The following is a 17968-nucleotide window of genomic DNA, read 5'->3' on the forward strand; positions in this document are numbered from 1 at the left end:
CAAGGAAGGAAAATAATAACATGGCTATTTTAGGTCAAAACTACGTGGATCTTTCTCCACTCTTCAATCTTAACCCAACACGCAATTATCTGCTGGCCTCACTGGGGCTGTTCGATGGTGTGGGCGTTTCTTCTCATAAAGTGGCGGTGAGCCGTCTTGTTGAAGATAACCGTTCTCTGTTCAATGAGCCTACAGCGCGTTTCTCAAGTGAGCATAACGTGACAGCACGGCAGAACGGGAAAGAATATCTTGTGGAGCTTCCCTTCTATATGCGTGAGGATCAGATCACTCCAGCAGATATCCAGGGCAAGCGCAAACCTGGCACGGACACTCAAGAAACCCTCACCGATTTATTCACTGATTACACTCACAAGCACAGCGTGGCGTTTATGCGTACTCGTGAGAGCTATCTTGCACGTTCTCTGTTCTCCGGTACGGTGAACACTCCAAAAACTGATGATGTGCTGATCGACTTTGGCGATCTGTTCGGCGTAGCGCCAATGAACACCACGCTTGATCTCACAGCTACAGACAGCAGCACCCTACGCGCAATTGACGATATGGTGAGCCAGATCACCGAAGCGGCTCAAGGTATGGCGTCACAGGTAGAGAGGATTATCGTTTTCGCTAAAGGTGGATTCTATAGCGATTTGCGTTTCAGCCCTGCGATGGAAGCGGCTTTCCGATACGTGTCACCACTTGATGAAGGGAACGTTGTTTATCAGCGCCGTGAACTACTGCCAGGTGTAAGCACTTTCAGCATTCCTGGCTCAAATGTGGACGTGATCAAGGTGACAGATCCGCTGCTCTTAGCGCAAATGGGTGATGCTGATGCTATCGCTATTCCGCAATTTGCGGCTGGCTCCGGCGTTTACCAAAATATTTTTGGTGCCCCTTCGAGTTCCTTCCAGCTACTTGATTCTACCCCAGCAGAAACCTATAGCTGGAGTTATGAAAGCGAACGTGGCGACGTGGTGAACGTGATCTCGGAAAACTCAGCGCTAAGTGTTAACCACGGGTTGGGCTTCTCTGTTCACATCAAAGCCTCAGAATAACGAGCGATAGACGTTAGCTCTTCACGTCTGAAAAATAACAGAAGAGCTTTAATCAGGGGCGTAGGGAACTGGAACACGCAAAGCAAATGCGCCAGCCCTTGCCCCTTTTTTATTTCCAGAATGAGGAAAGATAGATGCAAGTGATTTTAAAAAGCGCGGGGCTTCACCTCGCCGTAAATGCTGAAACAGCAGAAGAGTTATTAAATCTGGCGGGAGTGTGTCGTGTGCTTGAAATAGATCACGGTCATCTGCGTCAGTTATTACACCGTGGGCGTAGTGTATCAGAGGCACTCAACTACCTGATGAGTAAGAAAGGTGGTGAATAATGTCAGGTGGACTAATCGTTAATACGAGTACGATCCGTAATACCGTCGAATTCGTGGTTAACCGTAATTCAATGAAGGACGCTATGGACGCTTTCGATCAAATTCAGAAGAAAGCCAAAGGCATTAAAGATCCCACGTTGAATATGAAAAAATTCAGCCAGGGGCTTAAATCTGCTGAAAGAGAATTAGACAAGCTGAATAAGAAAGCCTCTAAGCCACGTAATAGCGATGAACGAGAAAAGGCAAGGGCAGCTAAGGCGCAAGCCCGTGTAGAGGCTCAGGCAGCGAAAGAGGCCGCAAGAAACGCACAGCGCCGTGAACGGGCTGAATTGAAGCTCTTGGACACTGCCAGCAGCTTTAGAAGTATGCAACACCTTACCAACGTCGAATTAACCCAGGCGGCATTACAGGCCAGCAAGATTACCCGTAGTTATGCTGATGGAACGATCTCCCTACAACGGCAGACCAGCGAGCTTAAGCGCTTACAGCAGAGCTACAGACGCATTAACGCTGAGCGTAGGGCTGCGGCGAAAGCGGGAGGGGCTAACGCTCTTGGTGGCGGTGGTAAGGCTACAGGGGCTATCTCTGGCTCTCTGATGGGCTTAGGCACTGGTGCGCTGGCTGGCGCTGGTATCGGGGCGGCGGCTTATGGCGCTTATTCATGGGGGAAAGAGGCTGTTACAGCACAGGAAGAACGTAGCGAGATTGTGCAGCGTGCCAGATTAGGGAACGTTGACGTTAACGCATTAGCCGCACAGAGCCAGTATGCGACGGCTAACGGTATTGATTCCGGTATGGGTATTCAAGGCCAGCGCAAGCTATTGGACAACTACAAAGACATCCAGGACCGCATAGGTCAAACTCTCAATGAGGCTAAATACGATAAGAAATCTGGAGAGTGGAAAGGTGGCGATCAGGGGATTCTGTCAGCAGTGAACACTGCCGGATTCACGATGGACGATTTACGCCGTTACCAAACAAACCCGATGGGCTTTACCTCTGCCTATGTTAACACCTTGGAAAAACAAGGGAAATCCTCAGAGCAAATCCTCGCATCTTTGGAACAGCTTGGTGATGACATGGGGTTGTATGTGGGGGCTTTCCGCAATCAAGGTAAGGCACTCACTGATCAGGTGGACGTGCTCAAGCGTAATGGTCAGTGGCTGGATGAAGCACAGCAGGATCAGCTTGTAGCCTACCGTAAGTTTAACCAGGAGCTTAGCATTCTCTCCGATAGCCAGAAGCTGGCATTCTTCGAAGGGTTTATGTCAGAGATTGACCCTGAAACCATGCGAGAGTTTAAGGAAGCTATGCAGGAGGCTCTTCCGTTCTTCAAGGGGGCAGGGGCAGCAGCCGGAGATCTTGTATCCGGCTTGATGAAGCTAACCAACTGGATCACAGGTAAGCTCAACCTACTCAATGGGGATAACACCTCTAAAGAAGCTGTTAGCCAGCATTACGGCACTACGTCAGCACCTGTACAGGCTGGAAGTAATCCAGTGGCTAACGCCTATGGAGCCAGCCAGCCTAAAGCCACACATGAGCCGAATGTGTTCGATACTTTCCATGATTGGTGGAACGGGACAAGCGACGCTAAAGATGTGAGCAGCTACGCGCAGAGCACCAACGGAGATTACTCTCCTGTGTCAATGTTGAAACAGAGTGCAGCAGCGCCAGTTAAGCCAGCCAATGCACCGATCATGCAACCTGTAGTGTTGCAGAATCAGCTACCGGAAGGGCTCATCCATCTAACTATTTCTCCTGATCCAACGTTTGGAAACATGCTTAATGCTACCGTTGATCAGCGTATCAATGATAACAATCAGCGTATGGTGCTGGCTGTTTCATCTGGACAAGGGACGGGGGGCTAAGTGGCAACACCTGGAAGTCTAACAATCGGGGGCAGCGATGCCTCCCGTATCAATTCCACCTCTAATAGTAATAATAGCAGTGCTACCCGCACCAAAGGTGAAAACGGCTTCACCATCCTTGCATCTGTATATAATTCGTCCTCAGATAGCTACATTCAAAACTATCAGGCGATAGTGTTTGATGCTGTGACGGACACGGGAGTCCGTAGACAGGCTGATATTACCAGCTATCCCGTTGAGAGCGGGGCAGAGGTGAGCGATCACGTTCAGATTAAGAATAATACATTCAAGCTATCGGGGATTATTTCCGAAACTCCGTTGAGGCTGGAAAAGGATTTGTTATACAGCGCTGGTGTGAATGGCACTCGTATCAGTCAAGCTATCGAATACCTCGATAAGATGTTTGACAGTCGCCAGCCCATCACATTAGTGACAGAGCAAAAAGTGTACGAGAATGTTATTCTCTCGGGCATCTCCTACGATTATAAATCTGAATACGCGATGCAATTCGATCTTGAATTTGAACAGATCAGGCTTGTCAGTAAAGCTACAGTTAATGTTATCGCTACTAAAACGCAGGGAAATAAATCTGTAGGCGGGACTGTTAAACAGAAGGTAGTGAACAATGCACCTAAGAAAACTGAATCTGACACTGTTACGACGGAGTTTAAAAAATGAGGGGCTTGTGCCCCTTTTTTGATGGTTTCAACACTAAAGTAATGAATCCACATTTTTAAAAGGGACAGATTTAAAAAGATAGCCCTGTAATCCCCAAATTCCCACCTCACGCAGTAACCCCATATGATCTCTATTCTCAATCCCTTCAATAATAATTTTGTCGCAGTGTTTTTTGATTGATGCAATCAACTGGTTGAAGGTTGGTTTCTGCACCTGTTCATTAAAGAAGCAGCGATCTACCTTTACAACCTCAAAGTATCCTTCGATCAAACTAACTACATTCGCGTTTCCTGCGCCAAGGTCATCGAGCCATAGCCCATTTACACCCTGGCTCAGCGATTTTAATAAGGGACTTTTCAATCCCTTATCCAAACCAGGGAAATGCTCAGAAAGTTCAAGTTTGATGAATGACATCGATTCGAAAGTTTGTCTAAGTATGTAGTCATGACGTATTAAAAAAGCCATTTGCTGATCAATGTTCAGTGTACAAAATAGATTCTTTCGTTCGAACCACGTTTGCATAGTGGCAATGTTTCCACATTGTTCGTATAGGAAAAGCCGCTTCCTATCTAAATCCCAAGATGAAATTACGAATTCAGGGTGAAGGGGGCGTCCATCTGAGGCAATGAAGCGAGTGAGAAGCTCAACGCCTAACAACCTCTCGTCAATGCTCACTATAGGCTCAGCAATGAATGCAGTATCCATAACAAATACCTTAAATTTTAATTAAAATTATATTGTAATTTTTATCACAATAAAGCAATAGTATTGCTAAAATTTGTGGTACGGATGCAGGGTTTTGACTAAGTGATTGATATAACATGATTTTTTACTTTGCGGTGGGTGTTTGCTGATTTTTATATTAGTCTTGTGATGTATTTCTGGTTGTTTTTTTGCTCGGTTTTTTGTTTGATACTGGTTCATATTCACCTAAATATATAAGTAATGTAATAATGTTCTATTCGATAAGTTAACGAGGGGCTTACGCCCCTTTTCTTATGGGTTGTCAATTTTTGAATAGCGTAGCAATTCGATGTACTGCTGTAGCTCAACAGGGGAGGCGGCATTCTTGCTGTATGTTTTGAAACTCTCCGTTTCTCCTCTCGAATGTCCCAGAAGAAGGGCTATGCGATCTTCTGGGACGGGGTTTAACTTATCTCGACCAACCCCGCCCCTATCCAGAGTTTGAGCAACGAGATGCCTGATCGAGTGAAACACCTTGTTTTCCTGCCCTGGGAGAATGTCGCGTTTAAGTCGTCCAAAGCGGTTTACATGCCACGAGGAGCGCTTGCCGTCCTCTCTCTTGGTCACACTTGCACGGTAGAATAAAAAACCGTTGTGCGGCTTCTGGCAGCGTTCCAGAACCATTGTTCTAATCGCACTATGAAGTGGAACCAACCGCGCCGCATTGCGTGTCTTACCCTCCGTAACCTCGAAACATAGCACCCCCTCTACTTCACAGATATTGTCTGATTTTAAACTGGCTATTTCATTAATGCGCATCCCGCTATAAGCGGCGATAGTGGTCACATCCCTTAGCTCGTCCTCTCCTAACTTGTTAAACGCGCTAATGAGCTTCGTAATATCCTCTTCCGTGAATGCCTCGTAACTCTGGCGGCTCTGCGCTGTGTTGAGTTTATGCCCCCTGAACACGTTACTTTCCAGCGGTGGGGCGTCCTGGTATCGGGAAGAGGCAAGATCGAAAATGTTTGCCATTGCTGATAGATAGTTAGCCACTGTCTGGACTGCCTTTGTCTCTCTGAGATGATCAAGCCAGCCTGTAACGGTGGTACGGTTGATATCGTTAAGTTCCACATCCTTCTTTCGCAGGTAATTCAGGAATAGTTCTACGGCTTTCCTGGTCTTGCTTAATGTTCCCATTTTCAGGCGATCAGCGTTATGCATAAGGTAGATCTCTAACATCTTAATCAGAGAAGGGCATTGGTAGATAATCGGCGCTGATGCTTTCGGGGCAGCTTTCGCGTACTTAGCCACGCTCTTTAAATAGCTGATCGTGTCCTGCAAGCTGTCCGGTTTTGGAGGCTCTGCAATTTGCCTGATGTGGTGAAATTCATCGGCTATAACATCACGCTTCCTACGAGCCACACGAAGATCGGAAGTTTTCAGACTACGGACGAGAGTTTTTCTTCCACCAAATGCATTACGGAGCCATACAGGAATTGATATCCTGACGTAATAAACTCCGTAACTATCGGAAATGATGTATTGATCCGGCTTGTATTTCATTTTCCACCCCGTTAAAGTTGAGGGGCGTTTATCATGTGCAGGGTGAATGCCAGATTATCAGCGTGCGTAAAAATCGTTAAATCAGGTAGTTGCGAAGGTCGTAGAAGAAGACCCGAACACAAGATTTATCGCGTGTTACACTCCTATTATCGGCACCAGTTATTTCAATTACTTATCTTACATTCAAGTAAACTACGTTCTCCTCCTGTGCCGTATTTGTGGCATTGAGACCAATAATCGCATCAATTTTGCTAGCGTGCTCTGTCAGGTGTCCGGCAGATAAATGCGTATATCGTTGAACCATTTCCAGTGTCTCCCATCCCCCATTTCCTTCAGCGCCAGAAGTGAAACGCCAGACTGAACGAGCCTGCTCGCCCATGTATGCCTGAGGTCATGGAAGCGGAAATTGCTAATTCCTGCCCGCTTTAGTGCCCCCTTCCATGCCTTATTACTATCTGTCCGCATTTTTCTGACCGCTGCTGTTTAGCTGGCATTCTTAGAGACGAACGGCTTCGACAAGCCGCTGACGCCGAAATAATTTTCAGAAGGAATAGAAAGCGCCATGCGGGAGTTTAATCACGAGTACTGCAAGGAGAGAAAGACCCCCGGTACAGCAGGCCGAAGCTGAGGCGGATTTGCTGGACGTCATCCGAAACGATCTGGATTTGAGCGGACAGGCAAAACATCTCGTGTACGGGAAGAACGACGATCCATCAGAAGTTCAGCCACGCATGACCGGCCTTGATCAGTTAAGCGAACATGTCAGCGCGATGCTCAAAGGCAGCCAGCGGCAGACACATTCTGAAGAGAACCAGGCCGCCTGAGGGCGGCTTTTTTCTGCCCGGAGGGAAACATCACGATGCTATTAAGTAAATCAGCCTACGCCAGGCATATGGGCGTCAGCCGGCAAACTGTTTACGGCTGGATAGCCCGCGGTGAAATTGTAATTTCAGGCGATAAAGTGGATGTCGAAGCATCGCAGGCTAAACAAAATTCTGCTGGTGCTGGCGAACACCAGACTGAAATGACATGGGCGCAGGCCGCCGCATGGGTATGGAAGCATGACGGCGGGAAAGAGTTGCCGGCGGATATTGATGCTGGCCAGCGTATAGAGGCAGCAGCCGCTGAACTGGGTTTTGATGTTCAGCACGAGCCCGATGAACAATTGCTGATTCTCTTCCGACTGGATGAAGAAACCCACAGCTTCTATGGCAAAGACCGTGCAGCGGGCGCTTTACGGTTTCTTCGTTCTGAGCTGGCTTCGTTGCCACGATGCACCCCGATACGCTGGATGACTGGAACAAAACTGGTTTAATGCCACTCTGCCTGCTGGACGGCGAAAAACTGTAAACCTCCCAGCCCCTCAAACTTGACACTTTTCGCGAGAAACTGGGAAAAGTGTCAACCCAACCTAACGGATCCTGACGCCTACGAACAGCAGCTACAGCAGAAGTGTAAAGGGCTGGCGTTGAGATTTGTTGAGCCTTGGCTGTTAGCTTTTGTTAATCCTGATGCGAAGCAGGGCAGCTGTCAGCCTGTTATGGTTTGTTATGCCTTACTAGGGAAAACTAGGGGAAAGTGTCAACCGCTACCGCTTCAGAAAACTTCAGGTACACGAACTCGTGAAGGGGAGGTGTTAAGCACTCCCCATTTACAACCAGCCTCGAGCCTCTTTCAGATCGATGTTCTGGTTTGCCCGGAAGCTGGCGTTCAGATTGAGTTGTCAAAACTTGTCTCCCACCGGCACAGCCAGCGGGGATTTTTGGCAGAACGCGCTCTAAGTTACAGTTGCTTCCATCAGTATGATAGGATCGTACTTCAAGCTTGTTTTATAAGATGTTCTAAGATTATCTCCATAACAATGTTTTAACGAGAACGGATTAATTATGGATTGGAAAGATTTAGCACATACAGCCATCTACACTGGGGCCGAAAATTCAGAAGGTAGTATATGGAATCGGGTGGAAGGAGTGGATGTAGAATTCATCGGAGGATTTCTTACTGCTCATCTTAGTGTTGAGAAATATATTAGTGACTATCTTTCTTTAAAGTATCCTTCACTTTCTTGGAACGAAGCTAAGTTAAATTTCTCTCAAAAAATTGCTTTATTGCAAAAAGAAAAAGTAGAGCCTCCTTATAATGAGATTTACATAAGGTTGAAAGATTTTAATAGTATAAGGAATAAATTAAGCCACAATTTAAACTACAAGTTAACTGAAGCTGATAAAAGTAAGTTTATTGATTTTTTTAAGAAGGTATCTAAGGGGCATGAACATGCCACATCTATTGATATAAATGATTCAGCGTATTTAATAAGTTTTTTTGTGCAAATATCCGAAGCCTACTTCGCCAGTGCGATAGCTTTTTATCATTCTAAAAACCATGTTCTTTCAAAAAGATAGTGATTGATTATTTATGGTTTTTACTTCTTTAGATATAAGGTGGTCTCATGAGTAAAGAATCGATGTTGGCAGGATGGGAATTGATTTTTCAGGCAGCAGACGCAGGAGCAGTACTTTTTAGTCATGATAAGTTTACACAAGATTTTGATAAGGCTTGTGGTCATATCATGGTACTTATTGAAGATGCCTTTATGTGTTATGAGCGCCGGTCATTTGGAACCTCGGTATTTCTAAGCGTAACAGCTATAGAAGAGACTGCGAAGGCTGAGATTGGTATTTATCGTAGGGATAATAAAAACGAAAAACAAAATAGAAAGAAAGATCCACTTTACAATCATTTATCTAAACATAAAATGGCAGTTCTTCCAACGGTATTTATGGGTAAAAGATTGCTGGAGGCTTTAGGTGAAAAAAGATGTAAGGAATTATACTCCGAAGTTATAAATGGTTCTTTGAGAACTTTGAGGGAGGAAGCACTTTATTTCTCTAACAAGGACGGTTCACTTATTACTCCTAATGAACTGATTGACAGGGAGAAGTCTAAGGAAATGTTGCTCTTATCTATTGAAACTATAGACGATAGATTAGTTGGTTATAGCGATAAAACTTATGACATTGAAAAAAGATTATCTCAGTTATTCGAACATGTTTTAAAACAATCTTTAGATGATTAAAATTATAGCTCTAAATATTGTTATAGCTCTTATTTTTCATGAGAATGTGAAGAGGTTTTATTAATGAATATTAAAAATTAGATAGATACGATATTCATTAACTTTATTTTATACCCTCTTCACATCCTCTTGCAGTTTATAAATTTCAATTTGTAGTTAAGGGAATTATTTCAATCAATCCAGAGCGCGTAATTGTCGCACTTGAAACACTGGCTAAAGGATATTTCTCTGATAGCTCATTTATAGCAGGTAATTTATCCATATCAAACATGGGGCCGAGTATGATTGTTTTAAGTTCGTGTATGTTGAAGGTTAGGTCACTATAAAGACCTTCCTGAAGAGGTCTTTTGTGAGTTGATACTCTCCATTCTTTTTCATATTGCCAATCTAGGGTTTTGATGTAAGTTATATCTTCATTTATATAATTTTTAACGATTTCTTCATCCATGAAAAATAATTCAGCCATTCCTTCAGCAGTATAAGTTAAGGGTTTTTCATCTGTGTACTTCACAGGTTTAGCTAAAAGCCAAGCGCTATCAAGTTCATCTAAGCAACTAAATTCTAAAACTATACCTTTATAGCTGTCAGCATAATGATTCCACATTGAGGTTATTACCGGACTTTCACTAAGACATAATATCCGTCTATCTCGTAGTGTGTTATCCCAATAATTTCTAAACCCTGTTAAAGCATCCTTTGCTCCTTCACCTACGGGAGGGTTTAAAATTAGCTCGGTTTGTTTTTTTATTAACTCTTCTGGAAGTCCAAATGGAAAGTAATTTTTATAGAATTCAAGAAGGTACCTTATGCCAGAGTTCAGTTGGGATGTGTCAGGTCGTGGGTTTTTTAATTCTAACAAAATTTTCTTGGCTAATGCTCTGCTAATATCGTGTTCATTCACATCTGGGATAACTTCTCGCGGAACATCAAAAGGGTCATTGAATATTAGTGGTGAACTCCATCGCAATGAAGCGTTTTGCAGGACAATTTCAGCTGTGGAAAGGGGCATGTATTTATAAAAGGAGCTACGTTCATGTAAACGATACGGTGAGCGCATGTATAATCCTTAAGAAAATGAGTGCTATTACTTCTTACAATACTATTTATTAAAAAGATAGAGCAAGAAAATACGGATCTATTATTAACAAATTTTATGAAGATCTCATTTTAAACACTGTTTCATGTTCGTATGGATGACAAGTAGAGTTAGACTTGAATGATAAATACTTACCTGAGGGAGGGTTCTGAGGCACTCGCCATATGGTTGTATGTTTATTGAGCAAAGAAAAACGCCGGGGGTACTTCTGGGGGTATTTTTGTATCACAAAAACAGATAATCATTTTATTTCAATGGGTTGGATGCCTTGTGCTGTTCCTATTATCGCACCATCTAAATCAAATAGTTACCCTCCATTCCAGTAAATCTCATTCTCAGACCATGGCAGCAAATATTGCTATTGGCTGCACAATTTCGCGTCATCGTTTTGTACCTCAAAGAAGTTGGTCGGCGGCATAACCCTAAAGGCTATACCGCCAGCGCCATATTATCGCGCCATTAACGCAAACACCCCCCAGCCAAAGTACTCCCGCGTGTACGTCACATGACGTTCAGGCGCTATCGTCAGCTCCGCCCGAACCTCCTGCGCGAAGTCATCATCTGGGTTTTCCTCCAGCCAGCGCCGCATGGTCATCCATTTTGCGGCTTCGTACCTGTCCCAGCCTTCCTGGTCAGCCAGCACCATTTCAACCAGGTCATAGCCCTGTTGATCGAAAGACGCAACCAGACCGGGCAGAGTGAGAAAGTCTGCAATCGACGAGATGCCGCAGGCCTGAGCTATCTCCTCCGTCGCGGGTACCTGACGCCAGTACGGTTCGCCGATGAGCATTATTCCCCCAGGCTTGAGGCTTTTTGCCAGCAGATCCATTGTCCCGGCTACGCCCCCCGCAATCCAGGTTGCGCCAACGCAGGCCGCCACGTCACATTTTTCATTCGCGACGTAGCCGGCCGCGTCGTTATGAATGAAATGGACGCGTTCGCTGACGCCGAGTTCCTCTGCGCGCCGCGTGGCCTGCGCGGTGAAGAGCGGGCTCATGTCGATACCGACACCGGTAATGTCGTGATCCCTAGCCCAGGTACAAAGCATCTCTCCCGAGCCGCTGCCGAGATCGAGAATGCGTGTGCCTGGCTTCATGCGTAACACGCGGCCCAGCGTCGCGTACTTCTCTGGTGTAAAGGGGTTATGAATGCGGTGTTCGCTTTCGCTAACAGTAAAAATACGTGGGATATCCATCATCCTCTCCTCAACGATTATCAGGCTGAGCGCGAACATTGTTCAGCCCGGTGGTGTTAATGCGGTAGGGCTGACCGTTAACGGATTTGATCAGCTTTTTGGTTTTGAGCTTTTTGAAAACGGCGAGCGTGCAGTCAGCCAGCAGTAGCCCTTCGCGGCTATAGCATTCAACGGCGGTGACGCGGCCGGAGGTATCGCGGACGTGCACAATACGGCCACCTTTGGCGAGAACGTGTAAGGTACGTTGTTCCTGACGGGATAAATTCATACTGGAAAACCTGTTTAATCATCATGTGCAAAACGTGCAAACACACAGCGGTGTCCGCATACGATTTCGGCGCATTGATAATCAGTCCGGCCTGGAAAGGTCGGGAAGCTGATTATCGGATGATTACATTCTCCAGCATCAAAGCCTCGGATTGAGTTGATAGGTATTTACGGGGTGAATGATAACACCTGGTTATTGTCAGTGAATACCCAGGGGTGAAAAATGTGATCCTGGTTGGTATCGGGCTGAGGAGAGGGGATCATTCCTGGCCGCTCTTAATTTTGCTGTCGACCTGAGGCTGTGGTTTGCTGAAAAGATATCCCTGCACAAGCTCGCAACCCAGAGCCTGAAGCCGCTCAAGCTGCTCTTCGGTCTCAACGCCCTCGGCAATGACGCCCATATTAAGGCTTTTAGCCATACCGGTAATCAGCTTCACAATATTAAGCGCATCTTCCTGCGTAGATATCGGATTGACAAAAGATTTATCGATCTTGATTTTATCAAAATTCAGTTCGCTGAGTCTGGAGAGCGACGAATAACCCGTGCCAAAATCATCAATAGAAATTCTTACGCCCAGTGAGCGTAGTTTTTTGAGGATCGCAATGGGGTTATTTCTGTCACTGAAGAGGGAAGACTCTGTGACCTCTAACTCAAGACGGTTAGCCGGGAGCCCGGTCTCAGCCAGAACGGACTGCACCGTATTAATAAATGATTTGCTGCCCAATTGAACAGGCGAGACGTTGACGGAGATCCTGGCCGGAACAGCCCAGGAGACCGCCTCCCTACACGCCAGTTTAAGTACAGTTTTACCTATCTCGTTGATCATGCCTGTTTTTTCAGCGGCGAAAATAAAGCTATCCGGGGAGAGCATCCCCTTGACGGGGTGCATCCAGCGAATAAGCGCTTCATAGCCGTAAATTTCCTTGCTGACGGAATTCACAATAGGCTGGTAATAAACAACAAATTCATCATTCTCTATTGCTCTTGCCATATCATTTTCAAGGGTTCTGCTTTCCTGCAACTTCTGTAGCATTCGCTGGCGGAAGACTTTGATTTGCTGAGAACCTTCTTTCTTGGCTTCATAGAGCGCCAGATCGGCAAATTTATAAAGGTAATCTGAACGTCGTTCGTTATCCGATAAAACAATACCCACACAGGTGGCTATTTTTATAAGTTGATTATTAATTGTATAGGGCTTGCTGATGCTATCACTGATTTCTCGCGCGCGTGAAACGGCTGCGGCTTCGGTTAAGCCACTGGAGAGAAAAGCAAATTCGTCGCCGCCCAAACGATAAAATGTCTCTGAAAAGCGGCTCAAAGCGTTAAGGCGCGTGGATACCTCACGTAACAGTAAATCGCCAGCATCATGACCGTAGGTATCATTCACCTCTTTGAACCGGTCTAAATCGAATAACATCACCGTGACCGAAATATGTTTTTCCTCAGCCTGTAGATTAAGTTTATTGAGATCATCCCAGAAGAAAAGACGGTTTTTCATGCCGGTAAGGGAGTCATGATAAACATCGTATTCCAGTTTTGTATTCTGGATTTGCAGGGTTTCTTTGGACAGCTGAAGTTCTTCAGCCAGCGTTTTAACCTGTGTATGTGCTTTGAGAATGTTTTTATTTTGATAGATAATCAAAAAGCCCAGTATGAAGCTTAAAATAACCAGTAACAGCGAAAGTGCTGAATAAATATAATACAGAACCTGTATTTTTAGGTTAGTTTCATTGATTGTATTAACATCTTTTGTTAAAGCCGTTGATGAAAGCTGGCTTAGCGGGGCATCCAGTGAATGCATATTTTTCAGATAGAGCTTTAACTCTGAACGGCTCATTTTCTCAAGATGACCATCCAGATAGTTCAGTATATTTTCCAGGCGTAAGGCGAGCGCCTGATGCGCTTTCGCGCTGTTTATATAACGACCCAGGCCGCCCTCTTTCAATAAATCATTCTGGCTCAGCATGATTTCCAGGCGCATGCGAACCTGGTCTACCGTAACGTCATCAGTCTCGGTTGCGTACAGTCCAATCCATGATTCAAATCGGTAATATTCAGATACCAGTTGGGCTACAGACCAGGACTCAGTGTAGTGAGTCAATTTTTGCAACTCCTGCTGACGGTCGTAGACAAGAAAGGCTATATATCCCGTAGTGATAAAAAGAGAAAAAATGATACCAACCAGTATCCTGTTCATTATGTTCTCCTGAACTACTATTCAATCTTCATTTTGCTGACCTGCCAGGCCGATCGCGAGTAATAAATCTGATTATTGAGTTCAGGAAGACTGTCATAAGGGTAGACGATGAATGACGGACCTTTATCGCGGATGCGCATATATTCGCCATTGACCTTTAACGCCAGGATGGCGTTGTATTTCTGGAAGTCGCTGAGAGGGATGACGGTAGTATAATCATTGAGTGCAACCACATTCAGAACAGAACCCTTAGCACCCACATACTCCATGAGTTTGCGCATAGGGATACCCTCAAATTTCGTGCGGCCATTATACCAGGGAGAGGTCGTCTGGAAACTCACCATCCCCAGTTTTTCCAGGCTGGCAATATCAAAAACGGCTTTTCCATTTTCGTTCGTATTTTCTATATTACCGGTAATGGTTAAGATGGGTTTGCCCACAGGCTTTGGCAGTTCACCAGCCCAGCTTAAACTTTGTACCAAAAAGCAGCACAGCATTAGGATTATTCGCATATTGGCCTCCTCTTTTTAACAGAAGTATAAGAATTATAAGTTAATTATCCTATAAGTTTGTCTATTTTGTTGAACGCCACGGCTTTTTGCAAACGATACTTCATTAAATGTTTTAAAATCAAATGGATAATCGTTGTTTGCCCCGTGATTGCAGACCTCTGGCTGGAGCTTACGTTTTTTAAAACATAAAAACTCAGTGTAATTAGCCACCCGGGTTTAAAAAATGATCGCCTTGATTTATTGATATATTTACGCACCCCCATTTTTTATCAATGGTGGCATCGTTAAGATGAATTTATTTGTACAAAGAATGATAACGCACCCTCAATGTGAGGGAATAAGAGAGTGCGAGTACCTCTGACGTCATTTGCACTGAGTTTCGGTTAACCCGTCTCCAGCATACTGAAACTGACGATCCGCGAGCGCCCCAACTCTTTCGCCCGGTAAAGCGCCACATCTGCCGCGCGCAGCAGGTCGTCGCTTTGGGCGTGCTGCGGGTAACTGGCGATCCCGATCGACACATCCACCGGGCCAATCTCAGCAAGCCCATAGCGCAGCGACAGCGTATGAACGCCGTTATAAATCTCAGTTGCGCAGGCGTGAGCCGCTTCCTCATCCGCACCCGTTAGCAGCACCAGAAACTCTTCGCCACCAAAGCGGAAGGCCAGGCCGGCATCGTGCACGGCACGCTGAACGATTGTCGCCACGCTCTTAATCACATGATCGCCAGCCTCATGGCCGAAGCGATCGTTAATGCTTTTAAAGTGATCGATGTCGATCATCATGCAGCTCATCGGCTCATCATTGCGCATTGCCTGAGCTATCTGAGTGCGCAGGGTATCTTCCAGGTGGTGACGGTTACGCAAGCCGGTGAGCGGGTCGAATAGCGCTTTTTCCAGGAGGGCATCGCGCAGACGCTGGTTGGCCAGCGCCAGACCCAGGGCTTCCGCCATTAATTCGAGATATGCGCGGGACGGTGCCGTTTCAGGCGTGATGTTCTGAAACGACAGCAAACCAATGGCTTCCCCCTGCGCAATGAGCGGCACGCACAGTGAGCTGTCTTTTTGTGATTCAGGCAGATGCTGGCAACCGATATCCGGCTCGCCGTTGACCGGTGGATGGCTCTGACCACGGCGTATGGCCCAGCATTGATCGGGGTGGAAAGCATTTTTTTCTCCCTGTGGAGATAACCATTCCGCCGCACAGCGCATCTCCCACGGGTTTCGATCCAGGATATACAGACGTCCGGCGATACCCGGCGCAATGTTGGGAGCAAACAGCTCTGCCACCTCAATCACGTCGCTGACGTTCTCGCACCCCTGCAAGCGCTGGGTCATTCGCGCGAGCAGCTCGCGGATGGCCCAGTCTGCGTCGCGTTCTTTTTCAAGCCGCTGCCTTGCCAGCCCGTTCTCGCGGAAAATGCGAATGGCCTGCGCCATATCGCCTATCTCATCGACCTGGTTGAAATTGGGCGTTTCGACGGCGTAATCCTGTGAGGCCAGGCGGTGAACCACATCGCTGAGGCGCACCACCGGGCGCAGCACGCGGTGCTTGAGAATAAAGCCCATCACGAATAAGAAGAGCAGGGCGGTCAGGCCGACCATCACCTCTGAGGCGGTACGCAGCGTTTTCGACGTGTTGGTCGCCGCCTGGACATCGGCAATAATGCGCTTATCCAGCAGCATACGAAAATGGTCAATCTTGCTCTGGGCGCGTTCCGTTTCAAGTTCGTAGATTTTGCCGAAAAGTAACGCAATGGCCTGTTGTTCCTCACCCCGGGCGACGCTGGCAATTGCTGCCTGCTGTTCATCCTGTAGGCTATCAACAATCTTCAGCCCTTCATACAGCAGCGCCAGCTCTTCGCCCGTTGCGCCCGTATCTTTTAACTGTCCCACTTTGTGTTCAATATTCTTCAGTTCACCTTCTTTCGCCTGGTACGCTTTCAGCACATCGGGCTCTTTTTTGATGGCGTAAAGGCGCGCTAAATCGGAGAGCATCCAGGTTTCTGCTTCAATCTCTTCCGTAAGCTGGTCAAAAATTTGTCGTTGCTTAACAGCCTGACGCTCTACGTTGTCGGCATGGGAAGCCATCAGCATGACGATACCGGAGGCAATGGTCAGGCACACCGTGACACCATAGGCCCAGTTTGTGATCGTGGCGATTCGCACCTGTTGGATCCTTCTACGACAAATGTGGAAGAGCGTTCATTTCAGATTATAGAAAACCCCTGATTTATCGCGAAAAAAAAGGCGGCACAGGGCCGCCTGACAAAACGCGTTTCGTTAGAGATCCGGAGGGTTTTTTCCCTCTTCGATAAAGTCTGCGTCCAGCTCCTCGGCGTTGCCTGCGTGGTCGCGGCCGGAGAAGAGGTTCCAGCAGGCGATAAACAGGGCGGCAATCAGCGGCCCAATCACAAAACCATTAATGCCGTACAGCTCCATACCGCCGAGCGTGGTGATCAGTATCAGGTAGTCCGGCATTTTGGTGTCTTTGCCCACCAGCAGCGGACGTAAAAGGTTGTCCACCAGCCCGACGATAATGACAAAAAAGCCCACAATGAACAGACCCTGCCACAGCTGGTGAGTGGCAAACAGGAAGATCGCGGCGGGAACCCAGACGATAGCCGAGCCGACGGCGGGCACCAGGGAGAGGAACGCCATCAGCGCTCCCCACAGTACGCTACCGTCAATACCGACGATGGCAAAGGCGATACCGCCAAGCGTACCCTGAACCACTGCCACGACCGCCGTACCTTTTACAGTGGCTCGCGAGACGCCGACAAACTTGGCGAACAGGTGCTGTTTGGCGAAGTCAGACAGCGGCAGCGAGTCGAGGATCTGGCGCACCAGATAGGGCCCGTCTTTGAGCAGGAAAAACAGCAGGTACAGCATAATACCGAAGCTAATAGCAAAGCCGAACGTCCCTTTACCAATCAGGAACGCGCTTCCCGCCAGATACTGTCCACCCTGTAACGCGACATCGGAAAGCTTTTTCTGAATCTGCGCGGCGTTGGTCAGGTTGTGATCCGCCAGGAAGCCGCTGGCCCAGTCCGGCAGGCGATTGAAGATACCGGCGATGACTTCCGGGAACTGCGTGTTGTTCTGTTGCAGCTTGGTGTAAACCATGTTCAGTTCCACCGCGAGCGAGGAAAGGATCACCATCAACGGAATAAACACGATCAAGCAGATAATGCCGAGTGTAAGGAGGGAAGCCAGCCCGTTGCGATCGCCCAGTGCGGTACGCAATTTGTTTTTCACCGGGTTGAAAATGATGGTCAGGATCGCGGCCCACAGAATCGCCGAGAAATAGGGTGACAGCACGTCAAAGAAAGCCCAGGTAACAAGGGCCAGGATGAGAATAAAGAAACCTTTGGTCAGTCCGTTAAATCGCATAGTGAGTCCTGGTGAAGAAGAAACTGTGTCGACTATAGAACTGATTTAAAGATTT

General features: G+C 46.8%; 17 protein-coding genes and 1 pseudogene. 8 read left to right on the forward strand and 10 right to left on the reverse strand.

The genetic code is table 11. The features are described 5' to 3' along the window. The first annotated feature begins 20 nt into the window (after positions 1–20). From ACWKXX_RS00225 to ACWKXX_RS00240, 4 genes are all read left to right on the forward strand, one after another. Complete coding sequence (locus ACWKXX_RS00225) at positions 21–1055, forward strand: major capsid protein (RefSeq protein WP_261666422.1); 1035 nt, start codon at positions 21–23, stop codon at positions 1053–1055. Positions 1056–1189: 134 nt separating this feature from the next. Continuing rightward, positions 1190–1381 (forward strand): hypothetical protein, encoded by a 192-nt coding sequence (locus tag ACWKXX_RS00230; RefSeq protein ID WP_261666421.1) that lies wholly within the window; start codon positions 1190–1192, stop codon positions 1379–1381. A gap of 83 nt (positions 1382–1464) precedes the next feature. Beyond that, complete coding sequence (locus ACWKXX_RS00235; RefSeq protein ID WP_261666420.1) at positions 1465–3252, forward strand: hypothetical protein; 1788 nt, start codon at positions 1465–1467, stop codon at positions 3250–3252. Beyond that, complete coding sequence (locus ACWKXX_RS00240) at positions 3253–3930, forward strand: phage baseplate protein (RefSeq protein WP_261666419.1); 678 nt, start codon at positions 3253–3255, stop codon at positions 3928–3930. A 33-nt stretch (positions 3931–3963) separates the two neighbouring features. On the opposite strand, the gene ACWKXX_RS00245 is transcribed toward ACWKXX_RS00240, so the two are convergent. The 3 genes and pseudogenes from ACWKXX_RS00245 to ACWKXX_RS00255 form a co-directional block, all read right to left on the reverse strand. Continuing rightward, a complete protein-coding gene (locus ACWKXX_RS00245; protein WP_063946034.1) occupies positions 3964–4635 on the reverse strand; it encodes an EAL domain-containing protein in 672 nt (223 codons plus the stop codon). A 291-nt stretch (positions 4636–4926) separates the two neighbouring features. Then, the gene (locus tag ACWKXX_RS00250) at positions 4927–6177 is read right to left on the reverse strand and encodes a DUF6538 domain-containing protein (protein ID WP_045616431.1); all 1251 of its coding nucleotides are present in this window, start codon (positions 6175–6177) and stop codon (positions 4927–4929) included. Positions 6178–6349: 172 nt separating this feature from the next. Further along, positions 6350–6660 (reverse strand): annotated as a pseudogene (locus ACWKXX_RS00255) (tyrosine-type recombinase/integrase); the annotation flags it as partial. Positions 6661–6812: 152 nt separating this feature from the next. Between ACWKXX_RS00255 and ACWKXX_RS00260 the strand changes: the two are divergent. From ACWKXX_RS00260 to ACWKXX_RS00275, 4 genes are all read left to right on the forward strand, one after another. Continuing rightward, entirely contained in the window at positions 6813–7001 is a 189-nt protein-coding gene (locus tag ACWKXX_RS00260) for a hypothetical protein (protein ID WP_126290983.1), read from the forward strand. A 35-nt stretch (positions 7002–7036) separates the two neighbouring features. Beyond that, on the forward strand, positions 7037–7492 hold the full coding sequence (locus tag ACWKXX_RS00265; RefSeq protein WP_234833365.1) for a DNA-binding protein: 456 nt from the start codon (positions 7037–7039) through the stop codon (positions 7490–7492). Positions 7493–8063: 571 nt separating this feature from the next. After that, positions 8064–8579 (forward strand): hypothetical protein, encoded by a 516-nt coding sequence (locus tag ACWKXX_RS00270; RefSeq protein WP_257438977.1) that lies wholly within the window; start codon positions 8064–8066, stop codon positions 8577–8579. A gap of 47 nt (positions 8580–8626) precedes the next feature. Then, the gene (locus ACWKXX_RS00275) at positions 8627–9253 is read left to right on the forward strand and encodes an AbiV family abortive infection protein (RefSeq protein ID WP_169724285.1); all 627 of its coding nucleotides are present in this window, start codon (positions 8627–8629) and stop codon (positions 9251–9253) included. A 145-nt stretch (positions 9254–9398) separates the two neighbouring features. Here ACWKXX_RS00275 and ACWKXX_RS00280 read toward each other — a convergent pair whose 3' ends face one another. From ACWKXX_RS00280 to ACWKXX_RS00310, 7 genes are all read right to left on the reverse strand, one after another. Continuing rightward, positions 9399–10310: a DUF2971 domain-containing protein gene (locus ACWKXX_RS00280; protein WP_169724286.1), complete on the reverse strand. Its 912-nt coding sequence runs from the start codon at positions 10308–10310 to the stop codon at positions 9399–9401. A gap of 487 nt (positions 10311–10797) precedes the next feature. After that, positions 10798–11544, reverse strand: a complete 747-nt coding sequence (locus tag ACWKXX_RS00285) for an SAM-dependent methyltransferase (RefSeq protein WP_261666487.1) — start codon at positions 11542–11544, stop codon at positions 10798–10800. A 10-nt stretch (positions 11545–11554) separates the two neighbouring features. Next, positions 11555–11812, reverse strand: coding sequence for a YjhX family toxin (locus ACWKXX_RS00290; protein ID WP_003863178.1), 258 nt, complete (start codon positions 11810–11812; stop codon positions 11555–11557). Positions 11813–12071: 259 nt separating this feature from the next. After that, positions 12072–14009, reverse strand: coding sequence for a putative bifunctional diguanylate cyclase/phosphodiesterase (locus ACWKXX_RS00295; RefSeq protein ID WP_261666418.1), 1938 nt, complete (start codon positions 14007–14009; stop codon positions 12072–12074). 17 nt (positions 14010–14026) lie between these two features. Next, entirely contained in the window at positions 14027–14521 is a 495-nt protein-coding gene (locus tag ACWKXX_RS00300; protein ID WP_023303170.1) for a molybdopterin-dependent oxidoreductase, read from the reverse strand. Positions 14522–14904: 383 nt separating this feature from the next. Beyond that, the gene (locus tag ACWKXX_RS00305) at positions 14905–16689 is read right to left on the reverse strand and encodes a diguanylate cyclase (RefSeq protein WP_261666417.1); all 1785 of its coding nucleotides are present in this window, start codon (positions 16687–16689) and stop codon (positions 14905–14907) included. A gap of 114 nt (positions 16690–16803) precedes the next feature. Next, complete coding sequence (locus tag ACWKXX_RS00310; protein WP_017383139.1) at positions 16804–17913, reverse strand: AI-2E family transporter; 1110 nt, start codon at positions 17911–17913, stop codon at positions 16804–16806. Positions 17914–17968 lie beyond the last annotated feature (55 nt).

It is taken from the genome of Enterobacter sp. UPMP2061, assembly GCF_053709615.1.